This is a genomic window from Niallia circulans, from assembly GCF_003726095.1.
GTDB classification, from domain to species: Bacteria; Bacillota; Bacilli; order Bacillales; family Cytobacillaceae; genus Niallia; species Niallia circulans_A.
On the sequence record NZ_CP026031.1, the window covers coordinates 476605 to 496987 of the forward strand.

Below are 20383 nucleotides of genomic sequence, written 5' to 3' on the forward strand. Positions count from 1 at the left end.
ATGAGGGGAGGAAACATATTGCTTATTTGGTTAAAAAATATGTGGACTCCCCGTTCTTTTCGTTATAAGGTCATTTTAATTTCTATCATCAGCTTGATTATTCCAGCAGTTATCTCGCTTTTAATTTATAATTATATGACAAAAAATACAGTGAAGGAACAGGCGCTTTCTAATGCGAATAGAGAGCTGAATATTGCAAGTGAATATATAGAAAAGCTATTTAGCGATATGCTTTATGTTGCTAATTTCGTGCAGCTTGATCCGAAAATGAATACGGTTTTAAAAGGACTAGCGAAAAGTGATGCAGACAAGGATGGGTATGATCAATATCTATTGGAAAATGAAATAAACCGCACCATTGAAAATATCACACTAGTTGGAGAGAAATCCTATGTCACCATATTATTAAAAAATGGAAAATACTTCACAAATTATAATGTTGCTGAATTTGATCCAAGAGATTTATTTAAAGAAAAGTGGTATGAAGACATCGAAGAAGCTGTTGGATATGAATCTACTTGGATTGAATCTCAGCCGACGATTTTTGAATTGGAAAAAAAGAATAATCCTTATCAAATTTCAATTGTCCGCACCTTAAGGGATGAGGGCATCCAAATTTACGGATATGTGGTTGTTACCATAATGGAAAATAAACTAAGCGAAGTATTTACTAAAATGGATGGATATAATGATGTCATGATGCTTAATCCATCTGGTAAAATCCTGTCACATAGTGATGATGAGAAAATAGGAACCGTTTTCACCTATCGGTCTAATTTATTCAATCGAGATGGATCAGCAGTTTTGAAAATGAAAGATAAGGAGTACATCGTCACCGAACATACCCTGTCTTTTTCGAATTGGAAATTAGTGTCATTTGTTCCTTATGAACAATCGATAAATAAATTAAATGGGATATTTCAGAAAGTATTTCTTATTCAAGTACTATCATTTATGCTTTTCTTGCTTTTACTTACCTATTCAATGAAAACAATTACGAAACCGCTCGAATATTTAGCAAAACTAGCTGATAAAGTTCAGGCAGGGAATTTGATTGTCCGTTCAAAAATTAAAGGGAAAGATGAAATAGGAAGGCTAAGTAAATCAATTAATCTGATGCTAGATCATATTAATACAAAAATTGAAGAAATAACGGAAACAGAGGCTAGGAAAAGAAAAGCAGAATTTGCCATGCTACAAGCGCAAATAAATCCTCACTTTTTGTTTAATGTATTAAATTCCATTCGCATGAAGGTAATGATAAGAGGAGACAAAGAAAGTGCCAATATGATCACATCTCTTACAAAATTACTGCGCATAACTATTGATAAAAATAAAGAAATAATCACATTTTTAGAGGAGATAGAAATTCTTTTCGATTTTGTTCACATTATGAATATGAGACAAAATCGAAAAGTTTCCTTAGAGATGGATATCGATCCAGATGCTTATCCATTTGAAATTCCAAGGTTTATTCTCCAGCCTATTATTGAAAACTCGATTATTCATGGATTTAATCAGTCTGATGGATTAATCTTAATCCATGCAGTGATAGTAAATGAGATGTTAATCATTACGATTGAAGATAACGGTTTAGGAATGAACAAAGAGGATTTAGAACAATTAAAGAAAAAAACTTTTCAGGCCGCATCACTGGAGAATCCGAAAAGAAAGCAGCAAGTGAAAGGATTCTCGTCGTTAGGCTTAGCCAATGTCTATGAAAGATTATCGATTACCTTTGGACCAGCTTTTAATATGGATATTATAAGCGAACTTGGAAATGGCACAAAAGTCATTTTGAATCTCCCAATGAAAGGTGGAAAAAAGAATGTATAAAGTGATGCTTGTAGATGATGACTATCCTGTATTAGAGCTATTGACGAAAACAATTGACTGGAAAAGCCTCGGCTTTGAAGTGATGAGTACCCATGAAAATGGAGTAAGTGCCTTAAAAAAAGCAGAAGAAACAATGCCTGATGTGCTAATTTCTGATATTGGCATGCCTAAGATGAATGGAATTGAATTAACAAGAAAAATGAAGTCGATCAATGAAAGCTTGCAAGTGGCGTTGTTATCCTGTCATACAGAATTTAATTATGCCCGAGAAGCACTTAAGTTACAGGTCAGCGATTATTTAGTAAAGGATACATTTGAACTAGAAGAGCTATATGAATTACTTGAGAAATTTAAAATACAACTTGACACTATGCTAAATAATAAACAAAAAGAACAAAAATTACAGCATATTCTTCATAAAAACATCGAAAAAGAAAAGACGGCATTCATAAAAAGATTAATAAATAATGGCTATTATAAAAAGGAAGCTGAATGGGAAAGTGACCGAAAAAAATTTGGCTTATTAGCGGACAAAGGATATATTGTAACACTGTTATCAATCCATCATCATCCTTTAGATTTATTTCCAGAAGAAACCTTATATTTTGCAGTTTCTAATATTGTGGGAGAATTATTAGGAAGACTAAATCCTTTAGCAGTTCATTTTCTTAATCATTCCAATAAGGTTTTTATCTTTTTTCCAAGAGACTTAGGATATCAGAGGAACGCTTTATCGAATGCAAAAGAAACGTTGAAAATGATTCAGCTCTCGATTGACAAAGGCTTAAATATGCACAGTTCATCCATTATTGGTGAAACATCTGAAAGCTTATTAGACTATCAAAACACAGTCAACAGATTGTTAAATAATCATCAGCAGCTGTTTTATATGCTCCCAAGAACAGTGTCATCTATAAAGGAGTGTGTAAAGAATACGGAGGAACTATTCGCTAAGTATGATGAAGCAGCGACAGAAATGAGAATGATTGTTCTGAATAAAAAGGTGGAGCGAATAAGTAATTTCATCCATAAATGGACGATATATATAATGGAAAACCAATTTCCACCAGAGATAGTAAAGGATTGGTTTTGGAAATTATTATTGGATTTAAATGTGAAATTACAAGCGCTGCAATACTTTTCAGGCGAATACTCCTTTGAATCCAAACATAAAGAGATTTTTTTGATGGAGTATATGTATCAATTAAAGGACTGGCTTAAGCACTATTTTGAGAAAATCATTCATTATCATGAAACGATTGATCAGACGAAAAGAAAAGAGATTATTGAAGCCTTTAAATTTGTTGCGATGAATCTAGAACGAAAAATCACATTAGATGAAATCTCTAGTTATTTATTCTTAAATCCTAGTTACTTTAGTAGATTGTTTAAAAAGGAAGTAGGAGAAACATTTGTGGAATATGTAACACGGATGAAAATTAATCGTGCAAAGGAGCTGTTAGAACAAACAGATGAATCGGTTGGGAAAATTTGCGAACGATTGGGCTATGATAATCAAAGCTATTTTATAAAATTATTTAAAACATACGCTGGTATAACTCCGATGGAATATAGAAGCGGAAAAGTTGGTTAAGAAGGCATAGCCATATTTCCAAAAAGGCAATACGAGTAAAATTATTTGGAAAAGTAGTAAAAATAATGCCTTGTTGAGGGAATATAGACTCCATATAATGAGAGTATCGTTACTTTTTAGAAAGAAAGGCTGGACATTTTCTAAAAAAAATGAAAGCCTTTTCTTTTTTATGCGTGTCAGAAATCAAATAGAAGGGTAGGATGATTATATGAGTAAAAAGGAGCAATGGGTGGCTGAAGCGTGGGAGTTTGTCGTAGAGAAAACGGCACGGAATAATGAAACGATTGGTGCTAATTTTCCCCATGCCAGTATAGATAAGAAGTATGTATTAGAAAGTCCGGAATGGTGGACAGCTGGTTTTTGGCCAGGGGTTTTATGGCAAGTATATCAAGATAATAAAATGGAAGCTCTTAGAAAAACAGCAGAACAGTGTGAAGAAAAACTGGATTATTTATTGTCAGATTCAGAGAAATTAGATCATGACATGGGATTTATGTGGACGTTGACAAGTCTAGCAAACTATAAACTTACGGGCAATAAAGAATCAAGAAGAAGAGGATTATTAGCAGCCAATTTATTATTAGGAAGATTTAATGCCCAAGGTAATTATATTCGTGCTTGGAATGCATGGTCGAAGAAGGATGATAATCGCGGTGTCGCAATCATTGACTGTATGATGAACCTTCCGCTGCTATACTGGGCTTCAGCAGAAACGGGAGATCCACGGTTTAAAATAGCTGCAGAAAAGCATGCAGAAACAGTATTAAGACATTTTATTAGACCAGATGGTTCCGTACATCATATTGTTGTTTTTAATCCAGAAACTGGAGAAGTAGTAGATAAGCTTGGTGGTCAAGGCTATGCACCAGATAGCGCATGGTCAAGGGGAACTGCTTGGGCTTTGTATGGTCTGACATTATCCTACTTACATACTAATAATAGCGCATTTTTACATGCCGCAAAATCAGTTTCCCACTTTTTTCTATCTAATCTTCGTTCTAATGAATGTCCTGTTTGGGATTTTCGCATACCTGAAGATGGCGAAACCAAATACCATTATCCTGATTCATCAGCAGGTTCCATTGCAGCCTGTGGCTTACTCCTGCTTGGAACACTTGTAGCCGACTTTGAAAAGCCTGTTTATCAGGAAGCAGGCGCAACTTTATTAAAAACCTTATATATAACTTGTGCTACTGATGCAGATAAAGAAGAGGAAGGCTTATTAGGACACGGAACAAGTCATTTTCCAGAGCAAAAAAATGTTGATGTCCCACTAATTTATGGAGATTATTATTTTGTTGAGGGATTAAATATATTGCGACAAAAGGGAGTATTATTCTGGCAGTAAGATGGAAAGGGCAAGAAAATTTCCTTTAGGAGATGGATCGGTTGAATCAATATAATGTGAAAGTAAAAAAGAACCCATTAAGAACAAGAGAGGATTTAGAACGTGCTTTATATGACTTATACGAACCCTTATTTATGTTGGGGAATGAACAGAAGGCAGGTTTATTGAATCTAGGTACAAATGGCTCAGTATATGGGCAAAAAACAAGAGAATTAGAAGCGTTTTTACGTCCATTTTGGGGCTGGGGGCCATTATTTTCTGTAACACCTAATAAATATCCAGCAATAAAACGACAATTAGTAAAAGGAATTATAGAGGGAACAACGCCAACAAGTGATTCTTACTGGGGGATTACCGGAGAGTATGATCAACGGTTTGTTGAAATGGCAGCACTTTCTTGTACGCTTATTCACTGTAAGGCTGATTTCTGGGATATTCTATCAACAGTGCAAAAGGAAAATTTAGCTAATTGGCTATATCAAATCAATGAAAATACAATCCCGAATAATAACTGGTTATTTTTCCGCGTATTAGTAAACGTAGCATTAAAAAAATGCGGTAGAAGTTATAGTTTAGAAAAATTAGAAGCGGATCTTCAACAATTAGATCAGTATTATTTAAAAAATGGTTGGTATTTTGATGGATATAAGAATCAAATTGATTATTATATTCCTTTTGCCATGCATTATTACGGATTAATTTATGCAAAAGTAATGGAGGATGAAGATCCAGAAAGGGCAGCGATTTATAAGGAGAGGGCTATTCAGTTTGCTCAAGATTTTAAAGAATGGTTTTCTTCAGATGGATCTTCTATTCCATTTGGCAGAAGTTTAACCTATCGATTTGCACAATCCTCCTTTTGGGCTGCATTGGCATTTGCAGATGTTGAAGCATTGCCTTGGGGACAAATTAAAAGATTAGTATTAAATAATTTACGGTATTGGTTTAAGCAGTCGATTTTTTCTCCAGAAGGACTTTTAACGATTGGCTATGGTTACCAAAACTTAAATATGGCAGAAGGCTATAATGCTCCAGGTTCTCCTTATTGGTCCTTAAAGACATTCCTGCTGTTAGCTCTTCCAGAGAGTCATCCTTTTTGGCAGGCAGAGGAAGAACCAGTTAAGTTCCTAGAGAAAAGTGTGCAAAAAAGTCCGAGGATGATCATTTGCCATGATTCTGAAGGAAAAGAAGTGCAAGCATTTACTTCTGGACAGCATTCTCATGAACACGCCCATGCAGACGCAAAATATGAAAAATTTGTGTATTCCACCACCTTTGGTTTTAGTGTGCCTAAAGGTAATGTTTTATTAAAGCAAGGAGCATTTGATAATTGCCTGGCACTGTCTGAATGTGATAATCGCTATAGAAGTCGTAGTGGCTGTGAGTCATATGAAATCCATGATGATTATATCGTATCTACATGGAAGCCTTGGCGGGATGTAACAATTGATACGTATCTAATTCCCTTAACCCCTTGGCATGTTCGCATTCATCGCATTCATACAAATAGAGAGATAGAGACAGCGGAAGGTGGATTTTCTGCACCTGCGACTGAAGGGGCTGCCTATGTAATCAAAGATGAAAATAGTCTTTTTTACCCATCAGAGGTAGGAACAACAGGGATTATGGACATCTTTGGAAAACGGAAAACAGAATTAATAATACCTGAGCCTAATACCAATTTACTCTATTCAAAAACCGTATTGCCGACGTTAACGTCGCGTTTAGCACCTGGAAGGCATTTATTGGTTTCAAGTATTCTCGGAACAGACCGAGGAGTAGAGGAGATTTCTTTTCAGCCTATTGTTAGTCTAGAACAAGAGTCTGTCACCATTCAGTATAGAAATAGAAAATATAAGATAGAGATAAAATAAGAGGTTATGAGCATTCTATTTAAAGTTAAACTCGAACAATTACGCGAAAGGAAATTTTCGTATGGCTGTTCGGGTTTTTTCTTTGCGAGATATTTCTATGAAAATAGAGGAATTTCAAAAGAATTATCGAAAATAAATATGATTTCTAAAAGAATAGGTTTATGCTCTAAAGATATGGGTATATAATACTATATAATTTAAAAATTCTATAAGATAATAAGAATAATGAAAGGTAGAAAGCTATGATTAATCAACTTATTTGGGCGCTTTGTTGATTATGAGCTACTAGCGCAACCGGCTAACCAAACTAACCTTGTTTTGTTAGCTTTTTTTGTTCAATATAAATGTTTAAATAAATTTTAAAAAATGTATAGCTCCGACAGCGAGCAACCGGCAAATATAAGATTACCGCTTCTGTATAAGTTTAATATATCCATTCTATTCCATTGGTGTTTTATTTATTTCAGTGAAGCGATTTTAGTCTTTTGTCGATTTAATAAGGAGTTTGCTTTTTTAAATTGGGGGGCAACTTATGAGTGGGCTTATTACTTATCAAACAATAGTAATACATGATCATACGGAAAAAGAATGGAAAGAAAAGCTAAATAAAGAATTTAGAGATTTATTGGATAAAGATTTTTTGCTGAGCGTTGGAATAGGAGAAGCGGTTAATAATGCAATAGAACATGGAAATTATCCCGTTATATTAGAGTTACAGTATAATCAGAATATCTTGGATATGCGAATCAAGGATCACGGAAATGGGTTTGATGTGAAGAAGAAATTTCGTGATATCGAAAGGTATGGTACGGAAAAGCTTATGAGTGATATTGTGTTGGAGGAAAGAGGAAGAGGTATCTTAATGATGATGCAAATTTTCCAAAAAGTACAATATAATGAAATGGGAAATGAAGTATTTTTATGGAGAGAAACAAGGGAAGATGCGAAAGCCATTTAAATATGTTCTGTCGGAGATGTAGGACTGTTCTAAATATGGGCAGTCCTATTTTGTTTAGAATTGCTCAATGTCATTTTTTTCTATTAATCTACTGATTTATAGGATTGAATCGTTTATTATAGATATAATATGATAAGAAGTTTTTGGAAAGGGTATGATTAACATCATGGAAAAAGTAACCTATAAGAACATTCATAAAGAAGGAAAACGAGTAAAAGAGACTAGCGATTGGTTCCATGTTCATAATGAGGAAATGCTGCTTCAATATGACAGTAACTATATCCAATTTAAAAAGATGCCCACTATTCAGGAGTTCGAGTTAGTGGAAGATTATTTAAAAACATTTCATCAAAAAACTGGTCAGAAACATCTTAAATTTGTATTTCCAGAAAATGAGAAATTCACGAAGGATTTATTGGAGTACATTGTGCAAAATCTTCATTATGAAGTAGGGATGACAGAGCTTTATGCCATTGCTCCTTGCAATTTTCCGGTTTTATATCCTAGTGAGGACATTCTAATTCAGAAAGTAACAGAAGAGAATTTTGAGGATTATTTGCAATTAGAATATAATCAAGACTTAGAATATGGAGTAGATTATGCAAAAGGGAAAACAGAAATCTATCAGAAAAATTTCAAAAATCCGCTGTTTTTGCAAGTCATTGCTTATTATAAAGGGAAAGCAGCTGGTGCTTTAGAAGTAATTATTGCCGATAAAACGGTTGAAATTGACGGAATTTTTGTAATTGAAGAGTATCAGCGCAAAGGGATTGCTGCTCGCATGCAAAGAAAGATTATGGATTTATTTCCTAATAAGACAATTATTTTGCTGGCAGATGGAGAAGATACTCCGAGAGAGATGTATCAAAGACAGAACTATCAGCAACAAGGATTTCAGTATGAAGCGTTGAAAGAAAATTTCTAGACACGAAGCTCTACTAGTTAAGGGCATCATTAAAGGTAGAACTGGAAAAGGAGTAGATGAAAGTGATGAAGCCTATACAGGTCTACCGTGGACAATATCTTGAAAGCAGCCATTCTATTCATGTAGCTGTTGTAGACAAAGATGGTAGATTACTATATTTCTATGGGGATCCGGAGAGGATGACCTTTCCTAGATCCTCCTTGAAGCCCTTTCAAGCCATTCCACTTATAGAGACAGGAGCGGCAGATTCCTTTTCTTATGACAATGCGGAAATTGCAATTGCGTGTGCTTCTCATGCTGGGGAGTTATTTCATCAGGAGACAATCCTGCGCATATTAGAAAGATTGGGAATACAAGAGGATAACTTGCAATGTGGTACACATACCCCATGGAATTTAGAAAGCTATAAGGAACTGCTGCGAAAGGGCAAAGATGTCACCCCCGTGTTCAGTAATTGTTCTGGTAAGCATGCAGGTATGCTCGCTGCGGCGATTCATATGAAGGAGGATATTGCCACATATCGGGAGGTAGAGCATCCTCATCAACAGCGTATATTGGAAGCAATTGCAACAATATGTGATTTTCCGAAAGAAAAAATAAAGTTGAGTGTAGATGGCTGCGGGGTGCCAGTACATCAATTGCCTCTATATAATGCTGCACTTGGCTATGCTAGATTAGCAAACCCTGATTCTATTAAGTCGGTAAACCGAATAGATATAGTAAAACGAATTAGGGATAGTATGGTGGAGTTTCCAGAAATGGTTGGAGGAACAAATAGGTTTGATACAGACCTAATGAAAGCTTATAAAGGGCGAATTGTATCGAAAGCAGGTGCAGAGGCGGTCCAATGTATGGGACTTATCCAAGAAGGAATCGGAATTGCCATTAAGGTGGAAGATGGAGGAACACGTGCTGTAAATGTCGCTGCAATGGAAGTGTTAAATCAACTAGGATATAAAGAAGTGAACTTATTTACAAATTTAGATAGATATGTACATGCACCAGTTCTGAATGCTAGAAAAGAAAAAATCGGTGAAATAAGAGCCAACTTCCATTTGGAAGAGGCACTTTCAACGGAAAAATAATTTATAAAAGGAGAAAATCGCTTGAAACATTATTTAAATGTAAAAGAAGGAAAAAATAACTGGCCGCGTTATTTAGCGTCTATTTTATTAGCTGTTGGTTTTATGATTGCTGGTTCTATCGTCTATTTTATTGTAGAACTCATACGAATAGAGCTGGATGGGAACGATGCTACTTATATTGATTTGGATACCGGCATGGTGATGGGCGGAAACGGCACAGTTAGTTTATTAATGACACATATTGTTTATATTTTTGCTTTAGTAGGCATATGGATTGGAGTAAGATTTATTCACAAACGAAAATTTCGATCATTAATTACGGGCGATGACAGAGTAAATTGGAAGAAAATAATCTGGGGATTTTTAATATTTGCAGGACTTTTCCTACTTACATCAGGCCTTGATTTCCTATTTAATGCTGATGATTATGCTTGGAATAACGTATCTTTCTCCCAATTTTTCTTTTTATTCCTAGTGGTTCTTCTGTTTGTACCCATTCAAACAACAGTAGAAGAACTTTTATTTAGAGGATTATTATTACAATGGGTTGGTAAAAAAATAAAAAATCCCATTTTATTAGCACTGATAGTTGGAGTAATTTTTGGATCATTGCACTTTTCCAATCCTGAAATGAATGATTCGGCCATTTTAGTAGGTTTAGATTATTTACTTGCTGGTTTTGCCTTGACATTTATTGCGGTGAAAACAGGAAGCTTAGAATTATCGATTGGTGCACATGCTGCAAATAATATGATGATTTTCTTGTTTTTTACATATGATGACTCTGTGGCAGGAAATATTCCAAGTCTAATTCAAATCCTTGAAACAAGTCCACAATACTCAATAATTTGGTCATTGCTAATATTCACGGCCTTTTATTTATTAAGTATTAAAAAATATGGTAGGAAGTCTATAAGCTAGTCTATCTAGTAGTTTAGGAATGAGGAAAATTCTACAATAGAAGAAGGATATAAAAGACTAGTGTATAAAGGATTTCAGTTGCTATGAAACCGAACAGTAATACGACGATGCCGATAAAATCGTATAATTGTTTGGTTTTTTGAATTGCATTAGAAAAAGATGGGATAAAGCACAGGCAATCCCTCTTATAGAAAAATTAGAAATTATCCACCACATTTAAAAAAATATAAATAATTTAATAGAACTAGTTAAATAGAACATATGTTTCTAAATTGAGTCTTAAGCCTCTTACTTTAATAATTCAGAATTGTTAAAATTTTTTTAGAGATATCCATTCTATTATATTAGGAGGCTGTTTAATGAAAAAAGAATGCAGAGTAATTCCTTATCAAGTGAAAGAAGTAATGGACGTTTCTGCAGAAATTCCAAAAGGAATTGAGCTAATTCAGGCACCTGAGTTATGGAAAAAAACAAAGGGAAAAGGGATTACAGTTGCCATATTAGATACTGGCTGTGATATCAATCATCCAGATTTACAAGAGCGAATCATTGGTGGAAAAAACTTTACCGATGATGATAACGGCGATCCAGCTATATATATGGATTATAACGGTCATGGAACACATGTAGCTGGAACAATTGGAGCTTCAGGGAAAGAAGATGGATTAACAGGAGTAGCACCGGAAATTTCACTTTTAATTGTAAAAGTATTAAATGGGCAAGGTTCAGGGCAGTATGAATGGATTATAAATGGAATTTATTATGCAATTGAACAGGGAGCAGATATTATCTCTATGAGTCTTGGCGGGCCAGAAGATGTGGAAGAATTGCATGAGGCTGTGAAAAAGGCAGTTGAAGCGCAAATTTTAGTCGTTTGTGCAGCTGGAAATGAAGGGGATGGCTTAGATTCGACAGAAGAATTAGGTTATCCAGCCGCTTATAATGAAGTAATAAGCGTAGGTGCAGTCGATTTACAGAGAAATAGCTCTCGTTTTTCTAATTCTAATCGAGAAGTTGATTTAGTAGCACCTGGTGAGGAAATTTTGTCTACTTTTTTAGATGGAAAATATGCTAAATTAACTGGAACTTCTATGGCAGCCCCTCATGTAAGTGGAGCTTTAGCATTAATTAAAATAATTAGTAATGAAGCTTTTGAAAGAAATTTAACAGAGCCAGAATTGTATGCACAATTAATTAAGAGAACGATTCCATTAGGAAATAAACCGAGTTTAGAAGGGAATGGGATTCTCTATTTAACAGCTCCGGAAGCTTTGATGGAAAAACTTCAATCCACGGTTCAATTACTTGTGGCTAATAGTTTATAAGAAGAATATCCTTATTAATAAAAAATGGACAAACTCCTAAAAGGGTGGTTTGTCCACTTTTCTTATAAAAGAGAAGATGTGAGAGGGCTTATGATATAGGGAATAATCAAATTCCATTACTGAGAGGGTGCTACATAATTTTACCGTAACAAGACAATAGAAATGTTTTAAAAAAAGTAGTAAAGTGAAAGAGGATATTTGTGCGTAACTGGATTTTGATAGAAGGAGAATAAATTGTTGAATACTGTCATTACACGAAAAATGATTTTAGAAATGTGTGGTCCTGTATCTTTAAAAAGAGGGGAAGCATTCTCAAAAAATCATAAGGTGATTTTTAAAGAATATAGAGATAATTATTGTGAAGCTTTCGTTCAAGCATCTGAAGATTTTGCGGTAATGGTTGCAATCGACGGGGAAGAAATAAAAGCAACATGTTCTTGTCCGAAACTAGCTTCTTTTCAAAAAGAATGTCAGCATATTGCAGCTGTATTAGTGGAAATAAAGAAATTTCAAATGAACGGAAAAGCTCCTTCCACTACCGATGAAAAAAACATGGATGTATCGGGAGATTTTTTTGCATTATTTAATCAGAGTGAATCTCTATCAACAAAAAAGCAGCGCCATTTTGAAAAGCGAGAAGTGATTCCAGTTGAATTTATGCTAAAAGTCATTCCAATTGACTCGGAAACCAATCTGTTTGGAATAGAAATTCAGCTATTATCCCATCCAATAAAAGATATTCGCTTGTTTTTAAAAAGAATAAAGAGTGGAAAAGCTTATTCATTTAGTTCGGAATTAGAATTTAATCCAAAGCTTCATTGTGTAAAGGAAGAAAGTGAAGCAATCCTACAAGAGTTAGGAAAAGTAATAGAAGATGAAAGGATATTTTTGAATCATCACCAGGGAGTGAGTAATATATGGGGAGACAGTATTTTGTTAATTCCCCCTTCCTCTTGGATTCCTCTTCGTTCTCATTGGAAGGAATTAGGGTATTATGATCCGAATAAAGGGACAATGGTGCCCTTAAATGTTTCAAATGAAGTCCTGCCTTTAAGATTTCATTTATACCAGCGTGAAATTGGAAGCTATCAATTAAATGTACATGGAATGGAATCCATACAGTTCCTGCATCAATATTATGCTGTCCTGATAGAGGGAAATGTGCGGCAATTGGAAGCAGAAGACTTTAAAAGACTTATTGAGATAAAGAAAATGATGGAAAAAGTTGGCGAGAGTTTTATCCCGATTGCACTCAATCAATTGGATTTCTTTTTAGAAAAGGTTGCCCCAAGCTTAAAAAAACTTGGGGAGGTTCAATTAGAGAGAGAGCTTTCCAAAAAAATCGGGAAGACTCCACTCCAAGCTGAACTCTATTTAGATAGAGTAAACAATCGATTGCTGGCAAGCTTAGAATTTCGTTATGATCATATTGTCATCAATCCAGTTCAAGAACGGGACAAAGAAGTAGAAGCAGTGCTACTTCGAGACTGGAAGAAAGAAGAACAAATTAAAGAGTTAATGGATAGCAGTTCATTTGCAAAAACAGATAGTGGTTATATGCTTTATAATGAGGAATTGGAGTTTGACTTTTTATATTATGTGTTACCGAAGCTGCAGAAGCTTGTTAAAGTTTATGCAACAACAGCTATTAGAAATCGAATTTTCAAGGAAAAAACATGGCCAAGATTTTCGGTGAAATTAAAAAAGGACCGCATTAACTGGCTTGAATTTAAATTTGAGATGGAAGGTTTTCCAGAGCGTGAAATCAAAGGCTTGTTAGCTGCTTTGGAAGAAAAGCGGAAATATTATCGTTTGCAAGATGGTTCTCTATTTGCTTTGCAAACAAGGGAGATGGAGGAAGTACAAAGGTATCTTCAATCTCCACAAATAAAAGACAAGGACTTTATAAGTGGGTTTGAGCTGACACTTTTAGAAAGCTTATCTTTTATAGAAGAAGATCGAAAAATCTTTGCTTTAGATGAATCGTATCAGCAGCTGATTGATTCCTTCTTGCATCCAGAAAAGCTAAATATTAAAGTCCCTGCGGATTTAAACAATGTCTTGAAAACGTATCAAAAAGATGGCTATAAATGGCTGAAAACATTAGCGCAATATCAATTTGGCGGGATTTTAGCGGATGATATGGGTTTAGGAAAAACACTGCAAAGTATTGCCTTTATTCAATCTGAATTGCCTGTGATAAGAAAAGCGAAACAACCGGTGTTAGTTGTATGTCCTTCCTCTTTATTATACAACTGGCAAAGAGAAATCATGAAATTTGCTCCGGCAATACAGTGCCTTATACTTGATGGAGTTAAAAAGGAAAGAGCTGCTCTGCAAAAAGATTTAGAAAACATCGATGTAATCATAACGTCATATCCATTAGTTAGACAGGATATTTCATGGTATGAACAGCAAGTTTTCCATACAGTGCTTTTTGATGAGGCCCAATATTTTAAAAACCCATTATCACAAACGGCAAAAGCAGTTAAGAAACTAAAAGCGGTTAATCGCTTTGCTTTAACTGGCACTCCGCTTGAGAATTCGATTGAAGAACTTTGGTCAATTTTCCATATTGTCTTCCCAGAATTATTCAAAGGTTTGAAGGAATTTGCAAATTTAACCAATAAACAAATTGCGAAAAAAATAAGACCATTTATGCTGCGCCGCTTAAAAGAGGATGTATTAGCCGAACTTCCTGAGAAAAGGGAATGGAGCGAAATAGTGGAATTATTACCAGAACAGAAAAGATTGTATGCAGCCTATCTCGCGAAATTAAGACATGATGCCTTAAAGCATTTAAATAAAGAAACCCTTCGAAAAAATAAGATTAGAATTCTTGCTGGATTAACGAGACTGCGGCAAATATGCTGTCATCCAGCCCTATTTGTTGACAATTATCATGGAAAGTCTGCTAAACTAGATCATCTAATGGAACTAATCGAGGAAGCACAGCGATCTAATCGCAGGGTGCTGATTTTTTCTCAATTTACAAGTATGCTTGAAATAATTGGTCAAGAATTAGCAAAAAAGGGATTGGCCTATTTTTATTTAGATGGGAGCACTCCTTCAGATGAGAGAGTGGAATTATGTCATCGCTACAATTTAGGAGAGCGAGATTATTTTTTAATAAGCTTAAAAGCAGGGGGAACAGGTCTTAATTTAATGACTGCAGATACTGTTATTTTGTATGATACGTGGTGGAATCCAGCGGTCGAAGAACAGGCGGCGGATCGTGCTCACCGCATAGGACAGGAGAATGTAGTGGATGTAATTAAGCTCTTCTCTAAAGGCACAATTGAAGAGAAGATATATGAATTGCAAGAAAAGAAAAAGAATTTAGTAGACGAAATTATCGATTCAGATGATAAAGTAATTTCTTCTCTAACAGAAGAGGACTTAAGAGAATTGTTAAGTTAATCCATTAAAAAAGGAGGCCATTATTTGGGCCTCTTTTTTTAATGTAAATCAATTTTCTTTTTGTTTTGGATACCGCTTGGCTTTTTTGGCAGCTTCACGAAGTAAATACTCAATATGACTATTTATACTGCGGAAATCATCCGCAGCCCATTTTTGCAGGACTTCGTATAGCTCTGGATCAATGCGTAATGGAAAGCTTTTTTTCTTCGTCATTTATACCACTCATTAATATAAAGTACCTGTATTAATTACAGGAGTCGTAGGATTTTCAGAAACAATCGCTACTAGTAAATTATTTACTAATTGTACCTTTCTTTCATCATCTAATTCAATGATTTTATCCTGTTCCAGTTGATTAATGGCCATTTGTGCCATTCCAACTGCTCCTTCGACAATTTTCTGACGAGCAGAAATGATAGCGGAGGCTTGCTGACGCTGTAACATCGCTTGGGCAATTTCAGTAGAATAAGCTAAATGAGTTAATCTGGCTTCAATTACTTCGACTCCTGCGAGATCTAGACGAGCTTGTAATTCGGCCGTTAGTTCATTGGAGACTTCCTCTGCATTTCCCCTTAAGGTTAGTTCTACATTTTCAAATGTATCATATGGATATTTTGTTGCAACATGGCGGATAGCTGTTTCACTTTGTATTTCAACAAATTCTTCGTAATTATCTACATCAAAAATGGCTTTTGCAGAATCAATGACTTTAAAAACAATAACGGCAGCAATTTCAATTGGATTTCCATCAACATCATTTACTTTCAAACGTTTACTATTGAAATTACGCACGCGTAAGGAAATTGTTTTTCGTAAAGTAAGAGGGGTGGTTAAAAATAATCCGCTGCTGCGAATCGTACCAAGGTATTTTCCGAAAAAGGTTACAACAACAGCCTGATTAGGTTGAATAATTGTTATCCCGCTACCTAGAAGAACAGCTATAAGGAAGAAGGGAATGGCAGCTCCTGGAATTTCCTGTACAAGAAAATAAACTCCAAGAAAAAGGGATATGGCAATAAGTAAAACCCCAATAAACCCATTAAAATGAAATGCATTTTTTTCTTTCAACTGAATCACTCCTATAATTTCAATTTGATATAATTATGATATCACTTCTGTATAAAATTGTAAATCGATTAATGCCAAGATCTTCATAAAAAAAGGAGATAGCTATTAACTATCCCCTGAAAGTTGTACTTTAACTTATTTCTAACAATTCCATTAGTGTTTTGCCAATTATTGTACCAGCCGTTTTTGGTGCAACCTTTGCCGGTAAACCAAGTGCCCAAAGTGTTTCGATATTGTGTTCCTTGGCAACTGCAAAATCGATCCCCCCAGGTTTGCTGGCTAAATCAATAATTAAAGCAGTGCTCGATAATTTCTTTATGAGACTAGAAGTTAGAAGCAGTGCTGGAACAGTATTAATAATAATCTGCTGAAGAGGGATTTCTGATTCTAGTGAAGGTTCAAAAATTGCAACTAACCCCATTTCTATCACTCTTGCTTCATCCTCTTTTTTTCGAACTAGAACAGTTACTTTTGCACCGACAGCAGAAAATAGACGAGCGACAGTTTTACCGACTCTGCCAAAACCGAGTACGAGCACTTGAGAATTATGTATTGTAATATCCGTATGCTTGATGGCGAGCATTAGTGCTCCCTCTGCAGTTGGGATGGAATTATGGATGGCCACATCATTTCTTGCAAAAAGAGCAACCAAGTTTCGATGTGTTTCTGTAGCCAATTGTTTTAAATAAGGAGTGATAATGCCGGAATACATAGTACAATTAGTTTTTGTTTTATTAATCATCTCTTTTGTTAAAAAAATCGCCTCTTTAGAAAATAGTGATTCAGCGATACCATCTTCTTGAATGCCCGGAATGGGCAGTAGAATACTATCCACTTCATGAAGCGGAGCTGTTTGCCAATTTACTTTCCTTACATTTTTATAAGAAACAGAGGCATCTTTAAAACCAATTAAATAAATTTTGTTTAGCTTTGGTGCAAGAAGGCGGATTACTTCGAGCTGTCTAGAGTCACCACCGATGATTAATAATACATGATTTTCGTTCAATTTTTTGCACCCTTTCCTTTGTAAATAGTACACCTCCATATAGTAAATATATGGAGGTGTATAATGGTTCAGAATAATTTTTATTGATAGCTAACAGAAAAAAGTGGTGTACTAGGTGGTATGTTTTATTCATTACTCCTAATGTTATGTTATAAGACGCTTGCATTTAACATTCTATTTTTAAAGGCTTTAGGCGAGCATTGATTTTCTCTTTTAAAGAGTTTGTAGAATTGCGCCATATTTGTTATGCCGACTTCATAGCTTATTTCTAATATACTTTTGTCGGTTGTTAAAAGTAATAATTCAGCTTTTTTTATTCGCTTTATATTTATATAATCGACAAACGACAATCCCATTACTTTTTTAAAGTACTTGATAAAATAATGATAGCTAAAATTCAGTAGCTTACTGACATCTTCGACAAGTATTCTTTCTTCTAAATGGCTGTCAATATAATCTAAAACGGGTTTAAGTTTGGCAAGGTCTTGTTCTTCTGAATATTGGAGCATATTTTTAGTATCGTTTCTTACACATAAAAGAAGAAGTCGTTTGATGGAATAATTGATAGCAATCTCATAGCCCTTTTCTTTCGTTTGACTTTCTCTATGAATCTCATTTATTAAGGAATGTACTTCTTGTTTTATTTCCTTATTATCTTCAAATATGTAATTTATCTTATCTAATGGATGTGTTAATTCTGAAAAACAATAGAAATAAGGAAGGATACTTTGATCAAAGTGTTTATGTAGATCGATTTGTAAGACAATATAACGCAATTTGCCTTTCTTCACTTTACTTGTTCTGTGTGGTTGTGACGCTCCCATAATAAGAACATCTCCTGAAGTAATCGATAGATACCTCTCTTTTGTTTGTACCGCCAAATCTCCATCAATCATGGCAAGTAATTCTACTTCTTTATGGTAGTGCCAAGGGTAATCATCAACTGGAGTCATTACATGTTCCCTCTCATCATTTATCTCCCACACTTTTAAAGACAATAGAGGGTTTTGATAAATTACTTTTTCATTTACTGGCTGCTTAAAGGTGTGCTTTGTCTCCATTTCCATTTTATGTTCCCCTCCTATTCGACGAGACTATATGGTAAGGTGCTCTTTTCTATTTTAGCAAAAAGCAAGCAAGCAAATGACATAATTGCATAAAAAAATGACAAGATTAAGCATTTTTTTATACGCTTACATTTCATATAATGGAGCCATCATACTGTAAGGGAGAAGGAGTGTTACATAATGATCACAATTTGGAATGAAAATCGACATGAAAAGAAAAATCCGACCGTAGCAGAAATATATCCAAATGGCATTCATGGTGCGATTGCAGCGTTTTTGGAGAAAGAAGGTTATGAAACACATACTGCAACATTAGATGAACCAGACCATGGATTAACGGAGGAAGTTTTGAATAATACAGACGTATTAGTATGGTGGGGGCATTTAGCACATCACGAGGTAGAAGATGAAATTGTGTTAAAAGTAAAACAGCGTGTTTTAGATGGTATGGGATTAATTGTTTTACATTCTGGTCATTTTTCCAAAATATTTAAAACATTAATGGGTACAACCTGTAATTTAAAATGGCGAGAAGCAGATGATCGCGAACGTTTATGGGTAGTAGCACCTAATCATCCGATTGTGGAAGGAATTAATGAATATATTGAATTAGAAAAGGAAGAAATGTATGGCGAACATTTCGATATACCTGCACCAGATGAATTGATCTTCACAAGCTGGTTTGAAGGTGGAGAGGTATTCCGGAGTGGCTGCACATATGCAAGAGGAAATGGGAAGGTGTTTTATTTTAGACCAGGGCATGAGACATACCCAACCTATCATCATCAAGAAATTCAGCAAGTTATTATTAATGCAGTCAAATGGGCTGCACCAGTGAAAAGAGAAAAGCCTGTTTATGGCAACGCTCAGCCTTTAGAGACAATTTCAGATAAATAATATAGAGGGGGAAAATATAATGGCTTCATTAAAAGTAGGCGTAATTGGATGTGGAAGTATCGCACAACATCGTCATATTCCTGAATATCTATTGAATAAACAAGTGGAATTGGTTGCTGTCTGTGACATCAATGAGGAAAGAGCAACTGAAATTGCGGAAAAATATCAAGCGCAAGCATTTACCGATTATAAAGAATTATTAAAAATGGATGGGATAGATGCGGTTAGTGTGTGTACGCCAAACTATCTTCATGCCCCTATTTCTATTGATGCTTTGAATGCTGGCAAACATGTTCTTTGTGAAAAGCCAATGGCAACATCAAAAGAAGAGGCTGAGCAAATGATAAAAGCTGCTAAAAAGAGTGGGAAAAAATTGATGATTGGACATAACCAACGTTTTGTTGCATCCCATCAAAAAGCCCATCAATTAATTAAAAGCGGAGAAATTGGTAAGGTGTACAGTTTCCGCACAACATTTGGTCATGGTGGTCCAGAAGGCTGGAGTGTTGATGGTAAAGAGAGCTGGTTCTTTAAAAAAGAAGAAGCATTTATTGGTGCTATGGGAGATTTAGGTGTTCATAAAGCAGATTTATTAAGATTTGTATTAGGAGAGGAATTTACAGAGGTAGGAGCATTTGTAGAAACGAATGCAAAAGACTTCTCTACTGTAGATGATAATGCTGTTTGTATATTAAAAACAGATAGCGGCATAATTGGAACGTTGACTGCAAGCTGGGCTTATCGTGGAAAAGAAGATAATTCAACTGTTATTTATGCAGAAAAAGCCGTCATTCGTTTAGAAGATGATCCAAACTATTCGTTAATTATCCAATATACCAATGGAGAAAAAGTAAGTTATGAATTAGGCAGAATTCAATCAAATAGTGATGGTGGACAAAATAAGACTGGTGTTATAGATCATTTTGTGGAAAGTATTTTAGAAGATAAAGAGCCACTTATTAGTGGAGAAGAAGGAAAAAAATCTTTGGCGATCATTCTCGCAGCCTTGGAATCACAAGCAACGAAGACTATTACCAAAATATAGTGCATATAGAAAGA

The 20383-nt window shown here is 35.0% G+C and carries 16 protein-coding genes and 1 riboswitch; of the genes, 12 read left to right on the forward strand and 4 right to left on the reverse strand.

The features are described from left to right. Positions 1 to 18 precede the first annotated feature (18 nt). The 10 genes from C2I06_RS02150 to C2I06_RS02195 all read left to right on the forward strand — a co-directional run bounded on the left by C2I06_RS02150 (position 19) and on the right by C2I06_RS02195 (position 15286). Positions 19 to 1836, forward strand: coding sequence for a cache domain-containing sensor histidine kinase (locus C2I06_RS02150; protein ID WP_164463601.1), 1818 nt, complete (start codon positions 19 to 21; stop codon positions 1834 to 1836). Continuing rightward, positions 1829 to 3430 carry a response regulator gene (locus tag C2I06_RS02155; RefSeq protein ID WP_095333135.1) on the forward strand — a complete coding sequence of 534 codons (1602 nt, stop codon included), beginning with the start codon at positions 1829 to 1831 and terminating at the stop codon, positions 3428 to 3430. Before C2I06_RS02150 ends, C2I06_RS02155 begins: the two co-directional genes overlap by 8 nt. 208 nt (positions 3431 to 3638) lie before the next feature. Next, entirely contained in the window at positions 3639 to 4778 is a 1140-nt protein-coding gene (locus C2I06_RS02160) for a glycoside hydrolase family 88 protein (protein WP_095333133.1), read from the forward strand. 41 nt (positions 4779 to 4819) lie between these two features. Beyond that, positions 4820 to 6652 carry a DUF2264 domain-containing protein gene (locus C2I06_RS02165; protein WP_163188239.1) on the forward strand — a complete coding sequence of 611 codons (1833 nt, stop codon included), beginning with the start codon at positions 4820 to 4822 and terminating at the stop codon, positions 6650 to 6652. Between the two features lie 226 nt (positions 6653 to 6878). Continuing rightward, a riboswitch (cyclic di-GMP riboswitch) is annotated at positions 6879 to 6961 on the forward strand. A gap of 223 nt (positions 6962 to 7184) precedes the next feature. Further along, complete coding sequence (locus tag C2I06_RS02170) at positions 7185 to 7610, forward strand: ATP-binding protein (protein ID WP_095333130.1); 426 nt, start codon at positions 7185 to 7187, stop codon at positions 7608 to 7610. A gap of 154 nt (positions 7611 to 7764) precedes the next feature. Then, entirely contained in the window at positions 7765 to 8535 is a 771-nt protein-coding gene (locus tag C2I06_RS02175) for a GNAT family N-acetyltransferase (RefSeq protein WP_235850345.1), read from the forward strand. A 65-nt stretch (positions 8536 to 8600) separates the two neighbouring features. After that, positions 8601 to 9620: an asparaginase gene (locus C2I06_RS02180; protein WP_235850344.1), complete on the forward strand. Its 1020-nt coding sequence runs from the start codon at positions 8601 to 8603 to the stop codon at positions 9618 to 9620. A 21-nt stretch (positions 9621 to 9641) separates the two neighbouring features. Continuing rightward, positions 9642 to 10541 (forward strand): CPBP family intramembrane glutamic endopeptidase, encoded by a 900-nt coding sequence (locus C2I06_RS02185; protein WP_123257371.1) that lies wholly within the window; start codon positions 9642 to 9644, stop codon positions 10539 to 10541. A gap of 359 nt (positions 10542 to 10900) precedes the next feature. Next, the gene (locus tag C2I06_RS02190; protein WP_123257372.1) at positions 10901 to 11866 is read left to right on the forward strand and encodes a S8 family peptidase; all 966 of its coding nucleotides are present in this window, start codon (positions 10901 to 10903) and stop codon (positions 11864 to 11866) included. Between the two features lie 237 nt (positions 11867 to 12103). Beyond that, positions 12104 to 15286, forward strand: coding sequence for a DEAD/DEAH box helicase (locus tag C2I06_RS02195; protein WP_123257373.1), 3183 nt, complete (start codon positions 12104 to 12106; stop codon positions 15284 to 15286). 48 nt (positions 15287 to 15334) lie between these two features. On the opposite strand, the gene C2I06_RS02200 is transcribed toward C2I06_RS02195, so the two are convergent. The 4 genes from C2I06_RS02200 to C2I06_RS02215 form a co-directional block, all read right to left on the reverse strand. Continuing rightward, a complete protein-coding gene (locus C2I06_RS02200) occupies positions 15335 to 15499 on the reverse strand; it encodes a type II toxin-antitoxin system antitoxin (protein WP_047942897.1) in 165 nt (54 codons plus the stop codon). 12 nt (positions 15500 to 15511) lie between these two features. Then, complete coding sequence (locus tag C2I06_RS02205) at positions 15512 to 16354, reverse strand: SPFH domain-containing protein (protein WP_123257374.1); 843 nt, start codon at positions 16352 to 16354, stop codon at positions 15512 to 15514. Positions 16355 to 16484: 130 nt separating this feature from the next. Beyond that, positions 16485 to 17360 (reverse strand): dipicolinate synthase subunit DpsA, encoded by an 876-nt coding sequence (dpsA, locus tag C2I06_RS02210; RefSeq protein ID WP_249928270.1) that lies wholly within the window; start codon positions 17358 to 17360, stop codon positions 16485 to 16487. Positions 17361 to 17509: 149 nt separating this feature from the next. After that, complete coding sequence (locus C2I06_RS02215) at positions 17510 to 18427, reverse strand: helix-turn-helix domain-containing protein (protein ID WP_123257376.1); 918 nt, start codon at positions 18425 to 18427, stop codon at positions 17510 to 17512. 180 nt (positions 18428 to 18607) lie between these two features. Between C2I06_RS02215 and C2I06_RS02220 the strand changes: the two genes are divergently transcribed. Then, a complete protein-coding gene (locus tag C2I06_RS02220) occupies positions 18608 to 19324 on the forward strand; it encodes a ThuA domain-containing protein (RefSeq protein ID WP_095333114.1) in 717 nt (238 codons plus the stop codon). A 19-nt stretch (positions 19325 to 19343) separates the two neighbouring features. Beyond that, positions 19344 to 20369, forward strand: coding sequence for a Gfo/Idh/MocA family protein (locus C2I06_RS02225; protein WP_123257377.1), 1026 nt, complete (start codon positions 19344 to 19346; stop codon positions 20367 to 20369). The last annotated feature ends 14 nt before the right edge of the window (positions 20370 to 20383 follow it).